Consider the following 22470-nt stretch of genomic DNA (forward strand, 5'->3'; position numbering starts at 1 on the left):
GAAGAGATGGATTTGCAACAGTTTGTACGGTTTTTTCCAGTGTGCAGCGCGCGGCACCTGCGCTTAGAGTAAATTTCAAGGTTCGGTCTATACCGCATTGATTTTGATGGAAAAATCGCTTCCCCCGATCCCAGCAAAACGCTACTTCACCATTGGGGAAGTGGGCGAGTTGTGTGGTGTCAAGCCGCATGTGCTGCGCTACTGGGAGCAGGAGTTCACCCAATTGCGCCCGATGAAGAGGCGCGGCAACCGACGCTACTACCAGCACCACGAAGTGCTCATGATCCGGCGGATCCGGGAGTTGCTGTACGACCAAGGCTTCACCATCAGTGGAGCCCGCAACAAGCTTCAGGAGCTGGTGCAGGCCGAGCGGGACAGGCGCCGTGCGCAAGATGATGATTTCGCCGATTCGGTCGGATACGACGTCCTGGGGGATGCTGAGGACGAGCTGTCGGTCGAGGCCGTCCCTGCGGTTCCCGAGCAACCCTCGGCAGCGTTGCTGGGTGTGCGGCGGGAATTGCTCGAAATCCGAGAGCTTCTTACTTCGCCAGTGTGAATTGCTCTATTTGCACGCTATAATGCAAGGCTTGTCGGCGTGTAGCGCAGCCTGGTAGCGCACTTGCATGGGGTGCAAGGGGTCGCGAGTTCGAATCCCGCCACGCCGACCATTTATTGAAAAGCCCGCAATCGAAAGATTGCGGGCTTTTTCATTTCTGTCGGTCAGGCAATGTCGATGGTGTGAAAGTCGAAATGCCCTTGGCGGCGATCAGCGAAATAGCGCTCCAGGGTTTCACGGACGGTGCGGAAGGCGATCTCGTCCCAGGGGATCTGTTCTTCCGTGAACAGGCGGGCCTCGATGGTTTCAACGCCTGGGTCGAAGCGGTCGTTGAGCAACCGTGCCCGGTAGTACATGTGGACCTGACCCACGCGCGAGACATTCATCAGCGTGAACAGTGGTCCGAGCTCGATGCTGGCGCCGGCTTCTTCGATGGTTTCGCGCTGTGCACCCTCGGCAGTGGTTTCACCCAACTCCATGAAGCCGGCCGGCAACGTCCACTTGCCTCGCCGCGGTTCGATGTTGCGCAGGCACAGCAGCACCTGGGCTCCGTCCTCTCCCCAGACCGGCACGGTGCCGACCACGTTGAGCGGGTTTTCATAGTGCACGGTGGCGCATGCGGTGCAGACCGCGCGGGGCTTGGTGTCCCCATCGTCGGGCAGGCGGTAGACCACGGGTGCGCCGCATTGGCGGCAGTGCTGGATCGGGCTGCGAAACATGGCGTCGAGTGTAGGGGCTGAACAAAAAGGGCTCCCTTGGGAGCCCTTGTGAAGCCAACGGTTGTCAGGCTTTCTTCGTGGTGGCCTTACCGTGCTTCTCGATCAGGGCCTTGGCGGTGTCCAGCAACTGCTTGCCGTTGAAGCCGCGCTTGTCCATGTCCTGCATCCACTCGACTTCGACCAGTCGCGCCTTGCGCTTGAACTCCTGGGCCTCGGTCGCTGGGATGGAGTGGATGGTGTTGCCTTGCTTGACCGCCGCCTCGCGACCGGGAACGTCTCCGCCCTGCTGCACCTTGCCCAGCCAGCCGGAGGTTTCGATGCCCGAGTTCTTGTCGATGATGGCCTTGAGGTCGGGCGGCAGCGAGGCGTACTTGGCCTTGTTCATCGCCATGATGAATGTGGTGGTGTACAGCGCACCGCCCGCCGGGTCGAACTCGCTGTGGAACTTGGTGAGCTCGTGCACCTTGACCGAGGGCACCACCTCCCAGGGAATCACGCAGCCGTTGATCACGCCTTTGGACAGCGCGTCGGGGATTTGCGGCAGCGGCATGCCCACCGGCGTGGCGCCCAGGTAGCCCAGCATCTTGGTGATCTGCCGGGTGGGGCCGCGCACCTTGGAGCCCTGCAGGTCAGCTGCGGTCTTCACCAGCTTGTCGCGCATGTGGAACATGCCGGGGCCATGCACCTGCAGTGCGATGGGGTGCACCTCCTTGAATTCATCCGCGGCGACGGTTTGCACATATTCCCAGTAGGCACGGGAAGTCGCTTCGGCGTTGTTCATCATGAAGGGCAGCTCGAACACCTCGATGCGCGGGAAGCGGCCCGGCGTGTTGCCCGGCAGGGTCCAGACGATGTCCACCACGCCGTCCTTGGCCTGGTCGTAGAGCTGCACCGGCGAGCCGCCCAGCTGCATCGCCGGGTAGGCCTCGAACTTGATGCGGCCATCGGAGTCCTTGGTGACCTTATCCATCCAGGCCTTGTGCATGTTCAGCCACACGTTGGACTGTGGCGCCATGAAGGTGTGGAACTTGAGGGTCACGCTTTGCTGGGCAAGGCCGACGAGGGCGGGTGCGCCGAAGGCGACGGCGGCACCGGATTGCAGCAGGGTTCTGCGCTGGATCATGTTGTGGCTCCTATGGTTTCTGGAACAGCGGATCAGAGGCGTTCCATTCTAGGGAGCGGCTTCTGGGGGTTTACCCTTGCCGAATCACGCCACGTGCACCGTAATGCCCGTGAGCCCTTCGACACCGCCGCTCATGGTGTCGCCGCTGACCACGGCCGCCACACCTTCGGGCGTGCCGGTGTAGATCAGGTCGCCGGGCTGCAGTTCCCAGGCTGCGGAAAGGTGCTCGATGGTTTCCGCGATGTTCCAGATGAGCTTCGAGACGTTGCTGCGCTGACGGTCTGCGCCGTTGACCTGGACCCAGATCGCTGCGGTGGCGATGTCACCGGCCTCGGCAGCGGGGGTGATAGGGCCGATGGGCGCGGACTGGTCGAAGGCCTTGCCGATGCACCAGGGGCGGCCCTGTTTTTTCATGTCGTTCTGGAGGTCCCTGCGGGTCATGTCCAGACCCACGGCGTAGCCGTAGATGTGGCTGGCGGCATCGGCCGCCTTGATGTTCCGTCCACCCCGGCCGATGGCGACGACCAGCTCGATCTCGTGGTGCAGGTTGCCGGTGAGCGACGGGTAGGGGATGGTGGCGGTCTGTCCGGCTTCGGCCACCACGATGGCGTCGGCCGGTTTGAGGAAGAAGAACGGTGGCTCTCGGCCGGTGAAGCCCATTTCCTTGGCGTGTTCTTCGTAGTTGCGGCCCACGCAGTAGATGCGGTGCACGGGAAAGCTGTCGGCGCGGCCCACCACGGGCACAGAGACGACGGCGGGCGGGGCGAAGGTGTAGCTCATCGGTGACCTTTCAGGGTTCTGGGTCAGTGTTGCGAGACAGGCAGGCGGACCACCAGGCCATCGAGCTCCGGCGTCAGCCGGACCTGACAGCTCAGCCGGCTGCCGGCCTCAACCGGGCTGGCCGCGAAATCGAGCATGTCGGTTTCGTCGGCCACCGGTTTGGGCAGCTTCTCGGCCCAGGGGCTGTCGATCATGACGTGGCAGGTGGCGCAGGTGAGCACGCCGCCGCAGTCGGCTTCGATTCCGTGGACATCGGAATCGACGGCGGCTTTCATCAAGCTCTGGCCGGTGGCGGCGGTGATGGTTTTTTCGGTCTGGTCGGCGTGGACGAAACGGATGTGGATGGTGCTCATGTGAAAAAAGAAGTGGATCAGTAGCGGCTGAAGTATTCGCGCCGCTCGAAGTCGGTCTTGTCCTGGGCGTCGGCGTGGCGATTGATTTCGGACTGCTTGATGCGGCAGAAGTGCTCGACCACCGCAGCGCCCAGTCCGTTCATCAGCGCCTCGTCGGCCCGCAGGGCGGCCAGGGCATCGCCCAGGTTGTCCGGCAGGCGAGCGTGGCCGGTGGCGTAGGGATTGTCGGTGGCAGGCGGTGGTTCCAGGCCGCGCAGCAGACCGTCCAGCCCGGCATGGATCTGGGATGCCATGTAGAGGTAGGGGTTGGCTGCGGGCTCGCCGATGCGGTTTTCAATCCGGGTGGCGGGGTCGCCTGCGGCGCCCACCACGGGCAACATCGCGCCGCGGTTGTCCTGGCCCCAGAGAATGTGCTGCGGCGCCAGGGCGTTGGGGCGAAAACGGCCAAATCCGTTGATGGTGGGGGTACACAGCGCGGTCATGCCCGGTGCATGCGCCAGCAGGCCGGCCAGCCAGTGGGCGCCGGCGTCCGAAAGGGTGTGGCGGGCGTCGCGCACCGTGCTGCCCTCGGCGGGCACTGTGCGCTCGCAACCGTTGCGGCCGCTGTCGCGCTCCACCAGCGACTGGTGCAGGTGCCAGCCGCTGGACATGATGTGGGGGAAGGGCGGGCGGCACATGAAGGTGGCCAGGTAGCCGGCGCGGCGCAGTGCCTGTCGCACGCCGTTGCGGAACAGCACCATCTGGTCGGCGGCGGTCAGCGCGTCGGTGGCGTCGAAGACTGCCTCGACCTGGCTCGGGCCCAGCTCGATCTCCAGCGACTGCAGCGGCAGACCCAGTGCCTGGGCGGTCTGCATCACGATGCGCAGCGGCTCGTCGGCCATGTCCATCATGGCCTCGGCCTGCAGGTTGTAGCCGGGGTGGATCATCTGGATCGTCGGTGGCATTCCGGGCCAGCCTGCGAGTTCGGGATCGAGCTGAGGTGCTTCGTCGGTGATGCGGTAGATGTGAAATTCGACCTCCAGGCCGGTCTTGAGGCCGAAGCCGGCCATCGAAAGCCTGGACAGGGCCTGCTGCAGGACGTGCCGGCTGTCCAGCGTCACCGGCGTTCCGTTGCCGTACCAGGGCTGGCAGCGCAACCAGCCCGTGCCCGCGCTCCAGGGCAGCAGGGTGAAGCTCTCGGGGTCGGGCAGCAGCATCAGGTTGGAGGCGCCGGCGAACCCGGTCAGGCCTTCGGTACCCCCAGCCTCGAACACCTTCCAGGCGGTGTGATCCGAGGTGTCCTTGAGCATCATGGTGCCGACCATGCCGACGCCGTCGCGCAGGGCCCTGACCGCGGCGTGCGTCATCAGGGTCTTGCCGCGCAACTGTCCGTGCACATCGCACCAGCCCATGCGCACGCGCTGGACGCCGCTGGACTCGATCAGCTCGGCGGCGCGCAGGCAGGCCGCTTCCCGGTGGGTGTCGTGCAGGCCGCAGCGTTCGACGAGCGACGTCATTTGGCGCCAGCCAGCAGCGTCTGTGCCGGTTCGACTGCGCTTGACCACGGCGCACCCTCGCGCTTGTCGCGCACCGCGCGTTGCCACCAGTCCTGCCAGCCCTGGGCAGGTGCGATGCCGTCGACCGTGTCGGGCCCGGTGATGCCAGCGGCCTGGGCCGCATCGCCGATGCCTGGCGCCGTACCGCCCTGCGCCACGGTGTCCATGGCCTGCAGCAGCAGGCGGCGGTGGGCCATGATGACCTTGTCGGTCGTGCCCAGGTGCTCGCGCGTGCGGTCCTGTATGGCACCCATGCTCTCGCAGGCCCACTGGTCGTGCACGTTGATGTCGTCCTCGCCCATGCCCAGGAAGGTGCGGTTCTGCTGCTCCTCGGGGTTGAAGCCCCACTGGTTCCAGCGCCCAGCCTTGGGGATGTAGTCGGGCAGTGTCACGGCCTTCAGCCGCTGCTGGCGCATGGTGGCCTTGTCCACCGGCGCATCGAAGCTGGTGAAGAAGGCATACCAGTAGTTGCGGGTGTCGTCCACCGGCACATGCATCTGCGTGATCGTCACGGTCTCCGACAGCGGGATCACGAAGGTCTGCGGGAACACGTCGTTGGTCACCCGCACATGGGTCAGCGCCTCGTTCAGCGGGCGCAGTGCGGTCAGCTGCAGCCCCCAGGGCTGCTGGGTGAAGGAGATCTCGGGCTGGTCGAACTCGCGCATCACGCGCGTCATTGGCCAGCGTTCGCCACCGATGTCACCCGCGCTGGCGCCGCGGAACTGCTTGCCGTAGCTGCCTTCCAGCGGGGCGTCGTTGAAGAAGCGGTGCAGGTAGGAGGCATGCGCCGGGTCAATACCGACCTCGAAAGCCTGCAGCCAGTTGCAATGCCAAAGACCTTTGAAAACAAAGCTGTGCGAAGCAGGGGCGACGAAACAGTCCAGCGCAGGGAAGGGCGGAGGTGTCTGACCCTCCGGACCGAGCCAGGCGAACAGCGCGCCCGCCTTTTCGACCAACGGGTAGCTGCGCTGCCGGATGCGCTGGCAGAGCGTGCTGCCCGCAGGTTCCGCAGGGGTCTCGGTGCACTGACCGCTCACGTCGAACTTCCAGCCATGGAAGGGGCAGCGCAGGCCGTCGCCTTCGTTGCGGCCATAGGCCAGGTCGGCGCCGCGGTGTGGGCAGTCGCGGTCCAGCAGGCCGAAGCGCCCCTGGGCGTCCTTGAACAGCACGAAGTCCTGGCCCAGCAGCTTCACTGCCTTGACCGGGCGGATCGCCATCGGCGGGTCCAGCGCCGGATCGAACTCGTCCAGCATGGCCACAGGTTGCCAGTAGCGCCGCAGCAATTCGCCCCCGGGGGTGCCGGGACCGACCTGGGTCAGGCGCTGGTTCTGTTCTGCTTTCATGGGCGCGTCTCCTGCTTGGGGTGGCAAAACATTAACCGATTTCTGCCGCCTCGAAGCGGCCTGGGGCGGTGTATCGTGGAGCCATGGAGACACCTGAGACATCCACCCCCGGCGCAGGTGCCGGCCTGACGCTGCGCCGTGTGGCGATCGACACCTGGCGCGAAAACGTGGCCTACCTGCACCGCGACTGCGCGGTGGTGCGGGCCGAGGGCTTCCAGGCCCTCTCCAAGGTCGAGGTGCGCGCCAACGGGCGCAGCATTCTGGCCACGCTCAACGTGGTCGACGATCCGGCGCTGGTGGGTTGTCAGCAGATCGGTGTGTCCGAGGATGCGTTTGCGCAGCTTGAGGTGGCCGAGGGCCATCCGGCGTCGGTGACGCAGGCCGAGCCGCCGGCCTCGATCCCGGCCCTGTTCCGCAAGATCAATGGCGAGCGGCTCAGCCGCGACGACTTTCACGCCATCGTCGGCGACATCGCCCGCCACCGCTATTCCAAGATCGAGCTCACCGCTTTTGTCGTGGCCTGCAACCGCAGCGAGCTGGACCGGGAGGAGGTCTCGTTCCTGACCGAGGCCATGGTGGCCAGCGGGCGGCGGCTGGACTGGCGCGAGTCGCTGGTGGTGGACAAGCACTGCATCGGTGGCATTCCCGGCAACCGCACCTCGATGCTGGTGGTGCCCATCGTCGCGGCCTACGGCCTGGTCTTTCCCAAGACATCCTCGCGCGCCATCACCTCGCCGGCTGGCACGGCCGACACGATGGAGGTGCTGGCCAATGTGGAGCTGCCGTTCGACCGGCTGACCGACATCGTGCGCGACCACCGGGGCTGTCTGGCCTGGGGCGGCACGGCCGACCTGTCGCCGGCCGACGATGTGCTGATCTCCGTCGAGCGGCCGCTGGCGCTCGATTCGCCGGGGCAGATGGTGGCTTCCATCCTGTCCAAGAAGATGGCCGCTGGCGCCACGCACCTGGTGCTGGACATTCCCATCGGCCCCACCGCCAAGGTGCGCTCCATGCCCGAGGCGCAGAAGCTGCGCCGCCTGTTCGAGTACGTCGCGCAGCGCCTGCACCTGTCGCTGGACGTGGTCATCACCGATGGCCGCCAGCCGGTGGGCCGCGGCATCGGCCCGGCGCTGGAGGCGCGCGACGTGATGCGCGTGCTGGAGAACGACCCGGAGGCGCCGGACGACCTGCGGCAGAAGTCGCTGCGGCTGGCGGGGCGTCTGATTGAGTGCAGCCCGGATGTGCGTGGTGGTCAGGGCTATGCGATTGCGCGAGACATCCTGGAATCGGGCCGGGCGCTCAGCCGCATGCAAGCCATCATCGCGGCGCAGGGCTCGCACGGTTTCGATCACCACCATCCGGCGCTCGGGGCGCTGACCCTGGAGGTGCCCGCGACCACCGATGGCGTCGTGATCGGCGTCGACAACCTGCAGATAGCCCAGATCGCGCGACTGGCCGGCGCGCCCAAGGTCAAGGGCGCTGGCGTGGACCTGATGTGCCGGCTCGGCGACACGGTGTGCGCCGGCCAGGTGCTCTACCGCATCCACGCCGACTACCCGTCCGACCTGCACTTCGCACGCCACGCCGTGGAGCGGCACTGCGGGGTCTCGCTGGGTACGGCCGCCCAGATTCCCCAGGTTTTTGTGGAGTCCTGATGTCTTCTGTTCCTTTGTCGGGCGTGCTGCTGTGTTTCGACGATGAACGCGCGGTGGCGCAGGCCTGCGCCGACCAGACGGGTTTGACGCTGGCGATCGTGGAGCGGCACCGCTTCCCCGATGGCGAGGTGAAGCTGCGGCTGCCCGAGGCGCTGCCGCTGCGGGTGGTGGTCTGGCGCGGTCTGCACCAGCCCAACGAAAAGCTGGTGGAGCTGATGCTGGTGGCCCGCGCGGCACGAACCCTCGGCGCACAGCATCTGACCCTGGTGGTGCCCTACCTGGCCTACATGCGGCAGGACATCGCGTTCAACCCGGGTGAGGCGGTGAGCCAGCGCATCGTCGGGGCGTTTCTGGCGGACCTGTTCGACGCGGTGATCACGGTCGACCCGCACCTGCACCGTGTGACCACGCTGCAGGAGACGATCCCCGTGCGGGACGCCATCGTGCTTGATGGCGCACCCCTGCTGTCCGACCACATCGCCTCGGTGTGTCCGGGCGACGTGCTGCTGATCGGGCCCGACGAAGAGTCGCTGCAATGGGTGGCGCAGGCGGCCCGGCGCCATGGCTGGGAGCACGGCGTGTGCCGCAAGACCCGACACGGTGACCGCCAGGTCGACATCGAGCTGCCCACGCTGGCGGTTCGGGGCAGGGCGGTGGTGCTGATGGACGATGTGGCCAGCTCTGGCCACACGCTGGCGCGCGCGGCCACACTGCTGCGCGAGGCCGGTGCGGCGTCGGTCGACGTGGCGGTGACGCACGCGCTGTTTGCAGAAGGCGCTGTGGCGCTGATCCGGGAAGCAGGCGTGGACCGCATCTGGAGCACCGACTGCATCCCCCACCCCAGCAACGCCGTGAGCATCGTGCCGACCGTGGCCGCAAGGCTGCGTGGCCTCTGACATCCCCTTATGCTTGCATCATGAAGCTCTACAACTACTTCCGTTCCTCGGCGTCCTTCCGCGTGCGCATCGCGCTGGCACTCAAAGGCATTGCCTACGACTATGTGCCGGTGCACCTGGCCAAGGGGGAGCACAAGAAGTCCGCCTACGCTGACATCGCCGCCGACGGGCTGGTGCCGCTGCTGGAGCTGGACGATGGCACGCGCCTGTCGCAGTCCATGGCCATCATCGAGTACCTCGACGAAACCCACCCAGAGCCGGCGCTGGTGCCGGGCGATGCCATCGGTCGCGCCCGGGTGCGCGCGCTGGCGCAGTCGATCGCCTGCGAGATCCACCCCATCAACAACCTGCGCGTACTCAAGTACCTAGCGGGCACGCTCAAGATCGACGAAGAAGCCAAGAACACCTGGTACCGCCACTGGGTGCGCACCGGTCTGGAGGCCTTCGAGCGCCAGCTCAGCCAGTTGCCCGCCGGCCGTTACTGCTATGGCGACACGCCGACGCTGGCCGACTGCTGCCTGGTGCCACAGATCTTCAACGGCCAGCGCTTCAACACGCCCATGGACGGCCTGCCGCGCACCATGGCGGCGTTCGAGGCCTGCATGGCGCTGCCCGCGTTCCAGCAGGCCCAGCCTTCGGCCTGTCCCGACAACGAGCCCTGATGGGCGGGCCGTCCGAATGGCTGGTGCCCGACTGGCCGTTGCCTGCGGGCATCCACGCACTGTTCACAACACGGGACGGCGGGGTTTCGGTCTCGCCGTTCGACAGCTTCAACCTCGGTGACCACGTGCGGGACGACCCACTGGCGGTGACCACCAACCGCCAGCGCCTGCAGGAAGCAACCGGAGCGCGCCCGGTCTTTCTGTCTCAGGTCCACGGTGTGGAGGTCGCCACGCTTGATGGCGCCACCCCCGATGGCACCGAGGCCGACGCCTGCCTGACCGGGCACCCTGGTGTGGCCTGCACCGTGATGGTGGCCGACTGCCTGCCGGTGCTCTGGTGCCTGCCCGACGGATCGGCGGTGGCCGCGTCCCACGCCGGCTGGCGCGGACTCGCAGGCCAGGACGGCCACGGCATTCTGGAGACCACCATGCAGGCTTTGCAGGTCTTGTCCGCAACGGCGGCGGCACCGCTGGTGTGGCTGGGGCCGTGCATCGGTCCCAGGGCGTTTGAGGTCGGTGCGGAGGTGCGCGAAGCGTTCGTGTCGGTCGATGCCGACGCCACGCGGTGTTTCGAGGCCTTGCCCGCTGAAGGCAAGTATCTGGCCAACCTGCCGGCGCTGGCGCGTCTGCGTCTGGGTGCGATGGGTGTGACGAAGGTGTTCGGCAACGATGGCAGCGATGCATGGTGCACCGTCACCCAGTCGTCAAGGTTCTTTTCCCACCGCAGGGACGCTGCCCGGCTCGGCAGCACCGGCCGCATGGCCGCCTGCATCTGGAAGGTCTGAAGCCGCTTGTTGGCGCAGTGCTTCCTCGGCCGCCTCGCGCTCCCGGATGGCCTTTCGCCGTTGCGGGGTGAGCATAAGGAAAACCACCAATGAGAGCGGCACTAAACCGTAAAGAAAAAAGGTCACAATGGCCCCAAGAACAGAGCCGTTGGTGCCAGTAGCTTCTGCCACCGACATCATCAGCACCACGTAGAGCCAAGCGATCACAACCAGATACATAGCGACCTGCGACCGGGGCGTTTGTTGTCAGTTTGTTGGAAGTGAGCAGACAGACACTAGGGAAAACCCGGCCTCAAGCCCAAGAGGACTTGATAATAAGCCGCAGGACAAACATCGGAGACTTGCATGACATCTGGTAAGAAACCTCAGCCCGACTGGCTGCAGGCGGCTGAGCAGTTCCAGAACCAGCTCATCCAGCAGTGGACCCAGGCCGCACAGGCCTTTCCCGGGGCGGCGCAGGGCGCCACCACTTCCCCTGATCCCTTGGCAGCCTTCAAGGCCTTCATGCCGCAGACCGGCGCGGCCCATCCGTTTGGCATGCCGATGCCGCAGATGGGGCAGTTGCCCGGCATGGGTGATCTGCTGGCCCAGGCCACCGGACACCAGGTCAGTTTCGATCCGGCCAAGCTGCTCGAGATCCAGAACCAGTACCTCAAGGACGTGGCCGGTCTGTGGAACCAGGGGGGGGCGGTCCAGCCCAAAGGGGACCGGCGCTTCGCAGACGAATCCTGGGGCAGCAACCCCGTGGCCGCCTACACCGCGGCGGTGCACCTGCTCAACGCCCGCACGCTGATGGCCCTGGCCGATGCAGTGGAGGGTGATGCCAAGACCCGCACGCGGGTGCGCTTTGCGGTCCAGCAGTGGATCGACGCCAGCGCGCCCAGCAACTTCCTGGCCTTCAACGCCGAGGCGCAGAAGAAGGCCATCGAAACCCAGGGCGAAAGCATCGCCAAGGGTGTGGCCAACCTGCTGCACGACATCAAGCAGGGCCACGTCTCGATGACGGACGAGAGCGTGTTTGAGGTCGGCAAGAACGTGGCCACCACCGAAGGCGCGGTGGTGTTCGAGAACGAGCTGTTCCAGCTCATCGAATACAAGCCACTGACGGCCAAGGTCTATGAGCGCCCGTTCCTGCTGGTGCCGCCCTGCATCAACAAGTTCTACATCCTCGACCTGCAGCCCACCAACTCGTTCATCCGCTACTGCGTCGAGCAGGGCAACCGCACCTTCGTGGTGAGCTGGCGCAATCCGGACGCCTCGCTGGCGGACAAGACCTGGGACGACTACATCGAAGACGCCGTCATCAAGGCGATCACCACCACGCAGGACATCACCGGCGCCGAGCAGATCAATGCACTCGGCTTCTGTGTGGGCGGCACCATGCTCAGCAACGCGCTGGCGGTGCTGGCCGCGCGCGGCGAGGAGCGGGTGCACAGCGCCACATTCCTGACCACACTGGTGGACTTCACCGACACGGGCATCCTGGACGTGTTCATCGACGAGCCGTTCGTCAAGATGCGCGAGATGCAGTTTGCCCAGGGCGGGCTGATGCCGGGCCGCGACCTGGCCACCACGTTCAGCTTCCTGCGCCCGAACGACCTGGTCTGGAACTACGTCGTCGGCAACTACCTCAAGGGCGAGTCGCCGCCACCGTTCGACCTGCTGTACTGGAACTCCGACGCGACCAACCTGCCCGGCCCTTACTACGCCTGGTACCTGCGCAACATGTACCTGGAGAACAATCTGGTCAAGCCCGGCAAGACCACGGTCTGCGGCCACAAGGTGGATTTCCGCAAGGTCAAGCTGCCGGTGTACATCTACGGCTCGCGGGAAGACCACATCGTGCCGATCGGCGGGGCCTATGCCAGCACGCAGGTGTTCCCGGGCAAGAAGCGCTTCGTCATGGGCGCCTCGGGCCACATCGCCGGTGTGATCAACCCGCCGGCCGCCGGCAAACGCAGCCACTGGACCGGTCCGGCCGGCCAGTTTCCGGCCGACGTGAATGAGTGGATCGACGGCGCCACTGAACACAAAGGCAGCTGGTGGACCGATTGGGCCGCGTGGCTCAAACCCCTGGCTGGCAAGCAAATTGCTGCGCCCAAAACCTATGGCAAAGGCAAGGCGTACGTCGCCATCGAGCCGGCGCCTGGCCGCTATGTGAAGGCCAAGGCCTGATCGTCCTGACCGCTTGCGTTCAAGTCTGAACGCAAGCCCCCCACTTTGCTGCACCCACCTCTCAAGGAGAACCACATGGAAGACATCGTCATCGTTTCTGCCGCCCGCACCGCCGTCGGCAAGTTCGGCGGATCGCTCGCCAAGACGCCGGCCACCGAACTCGGCAGCATCGTCATCAAGGGGCTGCTGGAGCGCAGCGGCCTGCCCGCCGATGCCATTGGCGAAGTCATCATGGGCCAGGTGCTGGCCGCTGGCGCAGGTCAGAACCCGGCCCGTCAGGCCATGATGAAAGCCGGCGTCGCCAAGGAAACCCCGGCCCTGACCATCAACGCCGTCTGCGGCTCGGGTCTGAAGGCCGTGATGCTGGCCGCGCAGGCCGTGGCCTGGGGCGACAGCGAGATCGTGATCGCCGGTGGCCAGGAAAACATGAGCGCCAGCCCGCACGTGCTGAATGGCAGCCGCGACGGCCAGCGCATGGGCGACTGGAAGATGACCGACACCATGATCGTCGACGGGCTGTGGGACGTCTACAACCAGTACCACATGGGCATCACCGCGGAAAACGTGGCCAAGGCCCACGGCATCACCCGCGAAATGCAGGACGCCCTGGCGCTGGGCAGCCAGCAGAAAGCCTCCGCTGCGCAGGACGCCGGCAAGTTCAAGGATGAAATCGTCGATGTGCTCATTCCGCAGCGCAAGGGTGATCCCCTGGTGTTCAACAGCGATGAGTTCATCAACAAGAAGACCAATGCCGAAGCGCTGGCCGGTCTGCGTCCCGCTTTTGACAAGGCAGGTTCCGTGACCGCCGGCAACGCCTCGGGCATCAACGATGGCGCCGCCGCCGTGATGGTGATGAGCGCCAAGAAGGCCGCTGCCCTGGGCCTGACTCCGCTGGCGCGCATCGCCGCCTTCGGCACCACCGGCCTGGACCCCGCCACCATGGGCATGGGCCCTGTGCCCGCGTCGCAGAAGGCCCTGGCCCGCGCCGGCTGGAAGGCGTCTGACGTCGATCTGTTCGAACTCAACGAGGCCTTCGCCGCACAGGCCTGCGCCGTCAACAAGGCGCTGGACATCGATCCGGCCAAGGTCAACGTCAACGGTGGCGCCATCGCCATCGGCCACCCCATCGGCGCGTCCGGCTGCCGCATCCTGGTGACGCTGCTGCACGAAATGCAGCGCAGCGGTGCGAAGAAGGGCCTGGCCGCGCTGTGCATCGGTGGCGGCATGGGCGTCTCCCTTGCTGTTGAACGCGCCTGATACCCACCACTTTTTTCGCCAAACGGCACCACCTAGAGGAGCACACATATGAGTCAAAAAGTTGCATACGTCACCGGCGGCATGGGCGGCATCGGCACCGCAATCTGCCAGCGCCTGCACAAGGACGGCTTCAAGGTCATCGCCGGCTGCGGCCCCACCCGCGATTTCAACAAGTGGCTGGACGAGCAGAAGGCGCTGGGCTACACCTTCTACGCCTCAGTCGGCAACGTGGGTGACTGGGATTCCACCGTCGAAGCCTTCACCAAGGCCAAGGCCGAACACGGCAGCATCGATGTGCTGGTCAACAACGCCGGCATCACCAAGGACCGCATGTTCCTGAAGATGTCCAAGGAGGACTGGGACGCGGTGATGAACACCAACCTGGACTCCATGTTCAACGTGACCAAACAGGTTGTGCCGGACATGGTGGAAAAGGGCTGGGGCCGCATCATCAGCATCTCGTCGGTCAACGGTGAGAAGGGCCAAGCTGGTCAGACCAACTACTCGGCCGCCAAGGCCGGCATGCACGGCTTCTCGATGGCGCTGGCACAAGAACTGGCGACCAAGGGTGTGACGGTCAACACCGTGAGCCCGGGCTACATCGGCACCGACATGGTCAAGGCCATCCGCCCCGACGTGCTGGAGAAAATCGTCGCCACGGTGCCGGTCAAGCGCCTGGGCGAACCTTCGGAAATCGCTTCCATCATTGCCTGGCTGGCCAGCGACGAGGGCGGTTACGCCACCGGCGCGGACTTCTCGGTCAACGGTGGCTTGCACATGGGGTGACCCCGCGGCAAACGCGATACAAGGAACCCGCTTCGGCGGGTTTTTTGTTGGGCGCGGGATAATCCCGCCCCATGTCTCTTTCCGTTTCTCCCTGGCGCCTGTCGGTCGCCCCCATGATGGGCTGGACCGACCGCCACTGCCGGTACTTCCACCGCCTGCTCACCCGCCACACCCTGCTGTACACCGAGATGGTGACGACCGGGGCGCTGATCCACGGCAACGCCGCGCAGCACCTGTTCTTCAACGAAGAAGAGCACCCGGTGGCCCTGCAGCTTGGTGGCAGCGAGCCGGCCGATCTGGCAGTGTGCGCGAAGATGGGCCAGGAGCATGGCTACGACGAGGTCAACCTCAACTGCGGCTGTCCGAGCGAGCGTGTGCTGCGCGGTGCTTTCGGCGCCTGCCTGATGGGCGAGGCCGCGCTGGTGCGCGACTGCGTCAAGGCCATGGTCGATGTGGTGGACATTCCCGTCACGGTCAAGCACCGCATCGGCATCGACAAGGTCGAGAGCTACGACTTCGTGCGCGACTTCGTGGGCACGGTGGCCGAGGGCGGCTGCAAGGTGTTCCTGGTCCACGCGCGCAACGCCTGGCTCAAGGGCCTGTCGCCCAAGGAGAACCGCGAGATTCCGCCGCTGCGCTACGAGTTGGCCCACCGGCTCAAGCAGGACTTTCCTGATCTGACGATCTCGGTCAACGGCGGCATCACGACCGACGACCAGATCGCCACGCACCTTGAACATGTCGACGGCGTCATGGTCGGCCGCGAGGCGTACCACAACCCCTGGCTGATGGCGGGCTGGGACGAGCGCTTCTATGGCGATACCTCACGTCCGGTGCCCACCCGCGAAGCGGTCGAGCTGGCCATGATCGACTACATGGAACGCGCCCACGCGCAGGACGGCGTGAACTGGTATTCGATCGCCAGCCACATGCTCGGTCTGCGCCACGGCCTGCACGGCGCGCGCAAGTGGCGCCAGGTCTGGAGCGACCACCGCCTCAAACCCCTGCCGCCGCGCGAAGTCTGGGCAATGGCCCAGGCCCACGTCGGCGCGCCCCAACGCGACGACAGTTCGCTCGAACCCTCTGTTTCCACCCACTGAAAGAACACCCACCATGTCCCGTTTGCTGATCTGCGCCGCCGCACTGTCTGCCGGTCTGTTGTCCCTGAACGTCTCGGCCCAGAACGCCGTCACCGAAGCCGCCGCCAAGGAGGCCGGTGCCGTGGTCACCAAGACCGGCCTGGTCTACCGCTCGCTCAAGGACGGCAACGGCGCCAGCCCCACGGCGGCCGACACGGTCAAGGTGCACTACAAGGGCACCTTCCCTGACGGCAAGGAGTTCGACAGCTCCTACGCGCGCGGCACGCCGATCGAGTTCCCGCTGGGCCGCGTGATTCCCTGCTGGACCGAAGGCGTGCAGCGCATGAAGGTGGGCGGCAAAGCCAAGCTGACCTGCCCGAGCCAGATCGCCTACGGTGAGCGTGGCGCGGGCGGTGTGATTCCGCCCAACGCAACGCTGCTGTTCGAGGTCGAACTGCTCGGCATCGCGGGCAAGTGAGGCCGGCCGCCAGGCTCACTTGCCGGTGAGCCTGGCCTTGAGCTTGGTGATGCCGATGAAGTCCATGATGATCTTCTCGTAGATCGGCTCGGACGTGCCTTTCTCCATCTTGCGCATGAAGTACTTCTCGAAGGCCACCTTGGCCAGGTGAACCCACTTGCCTTCGCTGAACCAGCTCACGTTGCGCGGCGGGATCTGGGGCAGGGCCACGAAGGCGGCGCCGGTATCACCGAAGTCGGCCAGGCAGACCGTGTTCCAGGTGGCCTTGTGCGTCGGCTCCTGACCGTCGAGCAGTTCGCGGATGTTGTGCGCCGTCGCCGTGACCATGGACTCGATCATGTAACCCGTCTTGGGTGTGCCGCAGGGGATGGGCGTGGCCTCCACCGGCGGGATGGCCACGCAGACACCGACGCTGAAGATGTTTCTGAACTTGGGGTTGCACTGGTGTTCGTCGATGGTGATGAAGCCGCGCGGGTTGGTCAGGCCTTCGATGCCGAACACCGCTTCCACGCCCTTGAAGGCCGGCAGCATCATGCTGTGCCTGAAGGGCAGTACGTGTTCCTTGATGGGCTGGCCCTGGTCGTTGTGTTCGGTGACGAACATCTGGCCCGCTTCGACTTTGGTGGTCTTTGCGTTGCAGATCCACTTGATGTGGCGCTGGCGCATGGCCGATTCGAGCATGCCCTTTGAGTCGCCGACGCCGCCCAGACCGAGGTGACCAATGTAGGGCTCGGGTGTCACGTAGGTCATGGGCACCTGATCCCGGATCTTGCGGCGGCGCAGGTCGGTGTCCATGATCATCGCGAATTCGTAGGCGGGGCCAAAGCAGGACGCGCCCTGCACAGCGCCCACGACGATAGGGCCCGGCGCGTTCACGAACTCGTCCCAGGCGAGCCTGCTGGCTTCTGCGTGGCTCACGTGGCAGACCGACTGGGTGTGGCCGCCGTGCGGGCCAAGGCCTTCGATCTCGTCGAACGCCAGCTTCGGCCCGGTGGCGATGACCAGATAGTCGTAGTCCACACGGCTGCCGTCTTCCATCTCAATCTGGTTGGCATCGGGGTGGACGCGCTTGGCCCGCTGGATGATGGATTCGATGCCCTTTCGCTTGAGCGCCGGTGCGATGTCGACCTCGATGTCCTTGCGCTGGCGCCAGTCGACCGCCACCCAGGGGTTGGACGGCACGAAGTGGAACTTGGGGGCTTCGCTGATGACGGTGATCGTGTCGCCCGGGCGGGCGAGGGCTTTCATCTCGTAGGCCATGGGCATGCCGCCGATGCCGGCGCCCAGAATGACGATGCGTGCCATGGGGGTCTCCAGAGGTGGATCTTGAAGACCTGATCATGTATTCCCCTGGGGGTATACGGCTTGACAAAAGTCAAGCCCCGACCGAGGGGAAACCCGGCCGGCGATAGCCGGTCAGAGGCCCAGCGCGCGCAGGTCGATTAGCCCGTCGCGGACGGGCGGGCACCAGAAGTAGGCACCGGTTTGTGGTTCCGAGAAGCTGAACAGCGCATCGGTGATGCCGTCCTCGGCGCCTGACATGCGCCGCAACTGGGCTTCGAACGCGTCGAAGGAGTGGCCGAAGGCGGCGAACACCAGACCGCCGTTGTTGCCTTCCGCCCAAGGCATGGAGCGGCGCAACACGAAGGCCTCGGGGTCGAAGCTTTCCTGTGCGGTGCGCTTGACGTGGGCCGATTCGGGCGCGTCGTCGAGTTCTTCGTTGCTCTCCCGCTCGCGTCCGATGGTGTGGTCCTGCTGGTGTTTGGGCATGGCCTCGAAGCGGCTCATGTGGTGGTGCCAGCGCTGCACGGCCACAAAGCTGCTGCCGGCCAGATCGCCAGCTTCTTCGGGCAGCAGCGCCACGACCGGTGCCTCGTCGCCCTGCGGGTTTTCGGTGCCGTCCTCGTAGCCGGTGAGGTCCCGGCCCTGGTGGTGGTTGAAGGCGTCGGTGATGTCGGTCACATCGAACGCGGGTGCCAGCAGCGTTTCCAGGTGGCGGCTGCGGATCAGCAGGTCGCCGCGGTCGGTGCCGCGCAGCCAGACCAGCAGATCGGTGGGCGTGGCGGGCAGCTTGATGCGGGCGCCGTCGATGCCGGTGAAGGTTTTCAGGCCAGGCACCTGGGTGCCCAGTTCGCGCACCAGCGAGGCGCCGATGCCCACCACGGTGGCGCTGCCATCGGCCTGGCTGGCCAGCCGTTTGAGCACCACGCGCGGGTCGACGCCGACCCGCAGCTGGCAGGTGAGGTAGCGTCCGTGGGCGGGGATGGGTTCGAGGATGCCGGGTTGGGCGAGGTGGGCGATGCTCATGCCCGGAATTATGGGCTCAGGTCGCCGCTTCGAGCCCGTTGCGGAAGTGCTCCTGCATGCGCTGGCGGGTCAGGTGGGCGTCGCGCGCGAGCAGGGCGGCCATGACCGCGCGGTGCTCGGCCAGCGACTCCTCGATTCGGCCGGACTTGAACAGCGAGCTGTGGCGGTTGAGCTTCATGACCTTGCGCAGATCGGCCACCATCTGCTGGCGCCAGCGGTTGTCGGCCATCTCCAGCAGCCGCATGTGGAACTGCTCGTTGACGGCGAAGAAGCGGTCGCGGTTGGTGATGGCGGTTTCCAGCTCGGCATGCAGGGTCTGCAGTTCGGTGCGCTGGGCGTCGGTGGCGCGCTCGGCCACCACGCCGGCGGCGTCGGATTCGAGCAGCGACAGCAGGTGGTAGACGTCGGCCAGGTCTTTCTCGGACACTTCCGTTACGTAGGCGCCGCGGCGCACCTTCATGGTCACCAGACCTTCGGCCGCCAGCACCTTGAGTGCCTCGCGCAGCGGGGTGCGGCTGATGCCGTATTCCTCGGCCAGCTTGAGTTCGTCGATCCAGCTGCCGGGCTCCAGTTCGCGCTTGAAGATGCGCTGGCGCAGGAGTTCGGCAACTTCTTCGTACAGGGCGCGGGGGGCAAGGGAGAGGGCAGACATGCAGGAATGGGTCGGGTGACAGCGGCTGCATTGTAAGCCCGCTGGAATATTTTGCATCAATAATTATGAATGATGTAAACTCCGCGGCCGGATCTGTTGCAGATCCCACACCGCTGTCCGTCCGCCAGAGCGAGCCCTGCCATGAGCCAGAAACCCAACGAATTCGCCTCCGCCAACCTCGAAGCCTGGACCAAAGCGGCCCAGAAATCCGCGCCCGGTGGCGACGTGAACGCGCTCAACTGGGTCACGCCGGACGGCATCAGCGTCAAGCCGCTGTACACGGCCGAAGACACCAAGGACCTGCCGTACACCAACACGCTGCCGGGCTTCGAGCCCTACATCCGCGGCCCGCAGGCCACGATGTACGCGGTGCGCCCCTGGACCATCCGCCAGTACGCCGGCTTTTCGACCGCCGAAGAATCCAACGCTTTCTACCGCAAGGCGCTGGCCGCGGGCGGGCAGGGCGTGTCGGTGGCTTTCGACCTGGCCACCCACCGCGGCTACGACAGCGACCACCCGCGCGTGACCGGTGACGTGGGCAAGGCCGGCGTGGCGATCGACTCGGTCGAGGACATGAAGATCCTGTTCGACCAGATCCCGCTGGACAAGGTCAGCGTCTCGATGACCATGAACGGCGCGGTGCTGCCCATCCTGGCCGGCTACGTGGTGGCGGCGGAGGAACAGGGCGTCTCGCAGGACAAATTGAGCGGCACCATCCAGAACGACATCCTCAAGGAGTTCATGGTCCGCAACACCTACATCTACCCGCCCGAGCCGTCGATGAAGATCATCGGCGACATCATCGAGTACACGGCCAAGAACATGCCGAAGTTCAACTCGATCTCGATCTCGGGGTACCACATGCAGGAAGCCGGCGCCAACCAGGCGCTGGAGATGGCCTTCACCCTGGCCGATGGCAAGGAATATGTGAAGACCGCCATCGCCAAGGGCATGGACGTGGACGAGTTCGCCGGCCGCCTGAGCTTCTTCTGGGCGGTGGGCATGAACTTCTACCTGGAGATCGCCAAGATGCGCGCGGCCCGCCTGCTGTGGACGCGCATCATGAAGGGCTTCAACGCCAAGAACCCCAAGAGCCTGATGCTGCGCACGCACAGCCAGACTTCTGGCTGGTCGCTGACCGAGCAGGACCCGTACAACAACGTGGTGCGCACCACCATCGAGGCCATGGCGGCCGTGTTCGGCGGCACCCAGTCGCTGCACACCAACTCGTTCGACGAGGCCATCGCACTGCCGACCGAGTTCAGCGCCCGCATCGCCCGCAACACGCAGCTGATCATCCAGGAGGAGACGCACATCACCAACGTGGTCGACCCCTGGGCCGGTAGCTACATGATGGAGTCGCTGACCCAGCAGATGGCCGACGAGGCCTGGAAGATCATCGAAGAGGTTGACGCCATGGGCGGCATGACCAAGGCGGTGGACTCGGGCTGGGCCAAGCTCAAGATCGAAGCGGCCGCGGCCGAGAAGCAGGCGCGCATTGACAGTGGCAAGGACGTGATCGTCGGCGTCAACAAGTACAGGCTCAAGCAGGAAGACGCCATCGACATCTTGGAGGTGGACAACGTCAAGGTGCGCGAGAGCCAGATCGCCCGCTTGAAGGCCATCAAGGCCCGCCGCGACAGCGCGGCGGTACAGTCGGCGCTGGACGCGCTCACCGCCGCCGCCGAGTCGGGCCAGGGCAACCTGCTGGACCTGTCGATCAAGGCCATCCGCCTGCGCGCCACGGTCGGCGAGGTGTCCGATGCGCTGGAGAAGGTTTTCGGGCGCCACCGCGCCGACACACAGAAGGTGACCGGGGTGTACGCCGCTGCTTACGACTCTGCCGAGGGCTGGGACCAGCTCAAGACCGAAATCGCCGACTTCGCCACCGCGCAGGGCCGCCGTCCGCGCGTGATGATCGCCAAGCTTGGTCAGGACGGCCACGACCGCGGCGCCAAGGTGGTGGCCACGGCCTTTGCCGACCTGGGTTTCGACGTGGACATGGGGCCGCTGTTCCAGACGCCGGAGGAGTGTGCCCGCCAGGCGATCGAAAACGACGTGCACGCAGTGGGCGTGAGCACCCTGGCCGCCGGGCACAAGACCCTGGTGCCGGCCATCATCAAGGCCCTGAAGGACCAGGGCGCCGACGACATCGTGGTGTTCGTGGGTGGCGTGATCCCGCGCCAGGACTACGACTTCCTGTACGAGGCGGGAGTCAAGGGCGTGTATGGCCCTGGCACCCCGATCCCGGCCAGCGCCAAGGACGTGCTGGAACAGATCAAGAAAGCGGTGGCGTGACGCCGGAGCAGATCCAGGCGGGCGTCGTTTCTGGCGGTGCCACGGTCCAGCGCCGCGCGATGGCCAAGGCCATCACGCTGCTGGAGTCCACCCGCCCCGACCACCGCCAGCAGGCAGACGCGCTGCTGACCGGGCTGCTGCCGCACACCGGAGGTTCGTTCCGCCTGGGCATCAGTGGCGTGCCCGGCGTGGGCAAGAGCACCTTCATCGAGTCGCTGGGCCTGTACCTGATCGGCCAGGGCCACCGCGTCGCGGTGCTGGCGGTCGACCCGTCGTCATCGGTGTCGGGTGGTTCCATCCTGGGCGACAAGACGCGCATGGAGCACCTGAGCGTGCACGAGAAGGCCTACATCCGCCCCAGCCCCTCCAGTGGCACGCTGGGCGGGGTGGCCGAGAAGACGCGCGAGGCCATGCTGGTCTGCGAAGCCGCGGGCTACGACATCGTGATGGTGGAAACCGTGGGCGTGGGCCAGTCTGAGACCGCCGTGGCGAACATGACCGACATGTTCTGCCTGCTGCAACTGCCCAACGCGGGCGACGACCTGCAGGCGATCAAGAAGGGCGTGATGGAGCTGGCCGACCTGGTGGTCATCAACAAGGCCGACATCGACCCCGACGCCGCCACCCGCGCCCGCGCGCAGATCACCTCGTCGCTGCGCCTGCTCGGCCTGCATGGCAACCCGGAACACGTTCACCATGACCAGAAAGTCTGGCACCCGCAGGTGATCCAGATCAGCGCGCTGCACGGGCAGGGCGTGGACACCTTCTGGGCCGCCGTCAGCGAGTTCCGGCGCCTGCAGACCTCCAATGGCCGCCTGGCCGCACGCCGTCAGCAGCAGGCCACGGCCTGGATGTGGGAGCGCATCGACGCCGGCCTCAAGCAGCGCTTTCGCGAGCACCCGCGGGTGCGCGAGGCGCTGGACCTTTTCACGCGGCAGGTGCAGGCTGGCGAGCTCGCCGCCTCCACCGCCGCACGTCAGTTGCTCGAACGGTTCGATTGAACCGGCAAGACACCGTTTTCACCGGAGACC

Annotated in this window: 22 protein-coding genes and 1 tRNA gene; 13 read left to right on the forward strand and 10 right to left on the reverse strand. The window is 65.8% G+C overall.

Annotation, left to right across the window (positions count from 1 at the left end):
* Nucleotides 1–106 precede the first annotated feature (106 nt).
* Nucleotides 107–556, forward strand: a complete 450-nt coding sequence (locus tag HFL01S_RS14505; protein WP_066259794.1) for a MerR family transcriptional regulator — start codon at nt 107–109, stop codon at nt 554–556.
* Nucleotides 557–591: 35 nt separating this feature from the next.
* A tRNA-Pro gene (locus HFL01S_RS14510) sits at nt 592–668 on the forward strand.
* A 52-nt stretch (nt 669–720) separates the two neighbouring features.
* Here the strand turns inward: HFL01S_RS14510 and HFL01S_RS14515 are convergent.
* The 6 genes from HFL01S_RS14515 to HFL01S_RS14540 all read right to left on the reverse strand — a co-directional run bounded on the left by HFL01S_RS14515 (nt 721) and on the right by HFL01S_RS14540 (nt 6409).
* The gene (locus HFL01S_RS14515; RefSeq protein ID WP_066259796.1) at nt 721–1275 is read right to left on the reverse strand and encodes an NUDIX hydrolase; all 555 of its coding nucleotides are present in this window, start codon (nt 1273–1275) and stop codon (nt 721–723) included.
* A 64-nt stretch (nt 1276–1339) separates the two neighbouring features.
* Nucleotides 1340–2398: a TRAP transporter substrate-binding protein gene (locus HFL01S_RS14520; protein ID WP_066259798.1), complete on the reverse strand. Its 1059-nt coding sequence runs from the start codon at nt 2396–2398 to the stop codon at nt 1340–1342.
* Between the two features lie 84 nt (nt 2399–2482).
* A complete protein-coding gene (locus tag HFL01S_RS14525; protein ID WP_066259800.1) occupies nt 2483–3178 on the reverse strand; it encodes a fumarylacetoacetate hydrolase family protein in 696 nt (231 codons plus the stop codon).
* Between the two features lie 23 nt (nt 3179–3201).
* Nucleotides 3202–3531 carry a 2Fe-2S iron-sulfur cluster-binding protein gene (locus HFL01S_RS14530; protein ID WP_066259801.1) on the reverse strand — a complete coding sequence of 110 codons (330 nt, stop codon included), beginning with the start codon at nt 3529–3531 and terminating at the stop codon, nt 3202–3204.
* Between the two features lie 17 nt (nt 3532–3548).
* Nucleotides 3549–5027 carry a glutamine synthetase family protein gene (locus tag HFL01S_RS14535; protein WP_066259803.1) on the reverse strand — a complete coding sequence of 493 codons (1479 nt, stop codon included), beginning with the start codon at nt 5025–5027 and terminating at the stop codon, nt 3549–3551.
* Complete coding sequence (locus tag HFL01S_RS14540; RefSeq protein WP_066259810.1) at nt 5024–6409, reverse strand: Rieske 2Fe-2S domain-containing protein; 1386 nt, start codon at nt 6407–6409, stop codon at nt 5024–5026. The genes HFL01S_RS14535 and HFL01S_RS14540 overlap by 4 nt, the downstream gene beginning before the upstream one ends.
* An 83-nt stretch (nt 6410–6492) precedes the next feature.
* Between HFL01S_RS14540 and HFL01S_RS14545 the strand changes: the two genes are divergently transcribed.
* Genes HFL01S_RS14545 through pgeF form a run of 4 tightly spaced genes read left to right on the forward strand, consistent with a single transcriptional unit; the run spans nt 6493 to nt 10407 of the window.
* On the forward strand, nt 6493–8064 hold the full coding sequence (locus tag HFL01S_RS14545; RefSeq protein WP_066259812.1) for a thymidine phosphorylase family protein: 1572 nt from the start codon (nt 6493–6495) through the stop codon (nt 8062–8064).
* Nucleotides 8064–8960: a ribose-phosphate diphosphokinase gene (locus HFL01S_RS14550; RefSeq protein WP_066259819.1), complete on the forward strand. Its 897-nt coding sequence runs from the start codon at nt 8064–8066 to the stop codon at nt 8958–8960. The genes HFL01S_RS14545 and HFL01S_RS14550 overlap by 1 nt, the downstream gene beginning before the upstream one ends.
* Nucleotides 8961–8980: 20 nt before the next feature.
* Nucleotides 8981–9622 carry a maleylacetoacetate isomerase gene (gene maiA / locus HFL01S_RS14555; protein WP_066259827.1) on the forward strand — a complete coding sequence of 214 codons (642 nt, stop codon included), beginning with the start codon at nt 8981–8983 and terminating at the stop codon, nt 9620–9622.
* The gene (pgeF, locus tag HFL01S_RS14560; RefSeq protein WP_066259829.1) at nt 9622–10407 is read left to right on the forward strand and encodes a peptidoglycan editing factor PgeF; all 786 of its coding nucleotides are present in this window, start codon (nt 9622–9624) and stop codon (nt 10405–10407) included. Before maiA ends, pgeF begins: the two co-directional genes overlap by 1 nt.
* Here pgeF and HFL01S_RS25740 read toward each other — a convergent pair.
* Nucleotides 10327–10626, reverse strand: coding sequence for a hypothetical protein (locus HFL01S_RS25740; RefSeq protein ID WP_084383322.1), 300 nt, complete (start codon nt 10624–10626; stop codon nt 10327–10329). The genes pgeF and HFL01S_RS25740 overlap by 81 nt on opposite strands.
* A 126-nt stretch (nt 10627–10752) precedes the next feature.
* Here HFL01S_RS25740 and HFL01S_RS14565 point away from each other — a divergent pair, with 126 nt between their 5' ends.
* From HFL01S_RS14565 to HFL01S_RS14585, 5 genes are all read left to right on the forward strand, one after another.
* Complete coding sequence (locus tag HFL01S_RS14565) at nt 10753–12582, forward strand: PHA/PHB synthase family protein (protein WP_066259830.1); 1830 nt, start codon at nt 10753–10755, stop codon at nt 12580–12582.
* A gap of 75 nt (nt 12583–12657) precedes the next feature.
* Complete coding sequence (locus tag HFL01S_RS14570; protein WP_066259831.1) at nt 12658–13839, forward strand: acetyl-CoA C-acetyltransferase; 1182 nt, start codon at nt 12658–12660, stop codon at nt 13837–13839.
* A 48-nt stretch (nt 13840–13887) separates the two neighbouring features.
* Nucleotides 13888–14625, forward strand: coding sequence for an acetoacetyl-CoA reductase (gene phbB, locus HFL01S_RS14575; protein WP_066259834.1), 738 nt, complete (start codon nt 13888–13890; stop codon nt 14623–14625).
* Between the two features lie 71 nt (nt 14626–14696).
* Nucleotides 14697–15725 carry a tRNA dihydrouridine(20/20a) synthase DusA gene (gene dusA, locus HFL01S_RS14580; protein WP_066259836.1) on the forward strand — a complete coding sequence of 343 codons (1029 nt, stop codon included), beginning with the start codon at nt 14697–14699 and terminating at the stop codon, nt 15723–15725.
* 13 nt (nt 15726–15738) lie between these two features.
* The gene (locus tag HFL01S_RS14585; protein ID WP_066259838.1) at nt 15739–16182 is read left to right on the forward strand and encodes an FKBP-type peptidyl-prolyl cis-trans isomerase; all 444 of its coding nucleotides are present in this window, start codon (nt 15739–15741) and stop codon (nt 16180–16182) included.
* A 15-nt stretch (nt 16183–16197) separates the two neighbouring features.
* On the opposite strand, the gene HFL01S_RS14590 is transcribed toward HFL01S_RS14585, so the two are convergent.
* From HFL01S_RS14590 to HFL01S_RS14600, 3 genes are all read right to left on the reverse strand, one after another.
* Entirely contained in the window at nt 16198–17487 is a 1290-nt protein-coding gene (locus HFL01S_RS14590) for an NAD(P)/FAD-dependent oxidoreductase (protein ID WP_066259839.1), read from the reverse strand.
* Nucleotides 17488–17598: 111 nt separating this feature from the next.
* The gene (locus tag HFL01S_RS14595; protein ID WP_066259841.1) at nt 17599–18489 is read right to left on the reverse strand and encodes a Dyp-type peroxidase; all 891 of its coding nucleotides are present in this window, start codon (nt 18487–18489) and stop codon (nt 17599–17601) included.
* Between the two features lie 16 nt (nt 18490–18505).
* Nucleotides 18506–19141, reverse strand: a complete 636-nt coding sequence (locus HFL01S_RS14600) for a GntR family transcriptional regulator (RefSeq protein WP_066259845.1) — start codon at nt 19139–19141, stop codon at nt 18506–18508.
* Between the two features lie 141 nt (nt 19142–19282).
* Between HFL01S_RS14600 and scpA the strand changes: the two genes are divergently transcribed.
* Nucleotides 19283–21439 carry a methylmalonyl-CoA mutase gene (scpA, locus tag HFL01S_RS14605; RefSeq protein ID WP_066259847.1) on the forward strand — a complete coding sequence of 719 codons (2157 nt, stop codon included), beginning with the start codon at nt 19283–19285 and terminating at the stop codon, nt 21437–21439.
* Nucleotides 21436–22440, forward strand: a complete 1005-nt coding sequence (meaB, locus tag HFL01S_RS14610) for a methylmalonyl Co-A mutase-associated GTPase MeaB (protein WP_174525243.1) — start codon at nt 21436–21438, stop codon at nt 22438–22440. The genes scpA and meaB overlap by 4 nt, the downstream gene beginning before the upstream one ends.
* Nucleotides 22441–22470 lie beyond the last annotated feature (30 nt).

It is taken from the genome of Hydrogenophaga flava NBRC 102514 (assembly GCF_001571145.1).
GTDB lineage: Bacteria > Pseudomonadota > Gammaproteobacteria > Burkholderiales > Burkholderiaceae_C > Hydrogenophaga > Hydrogenophaga flava.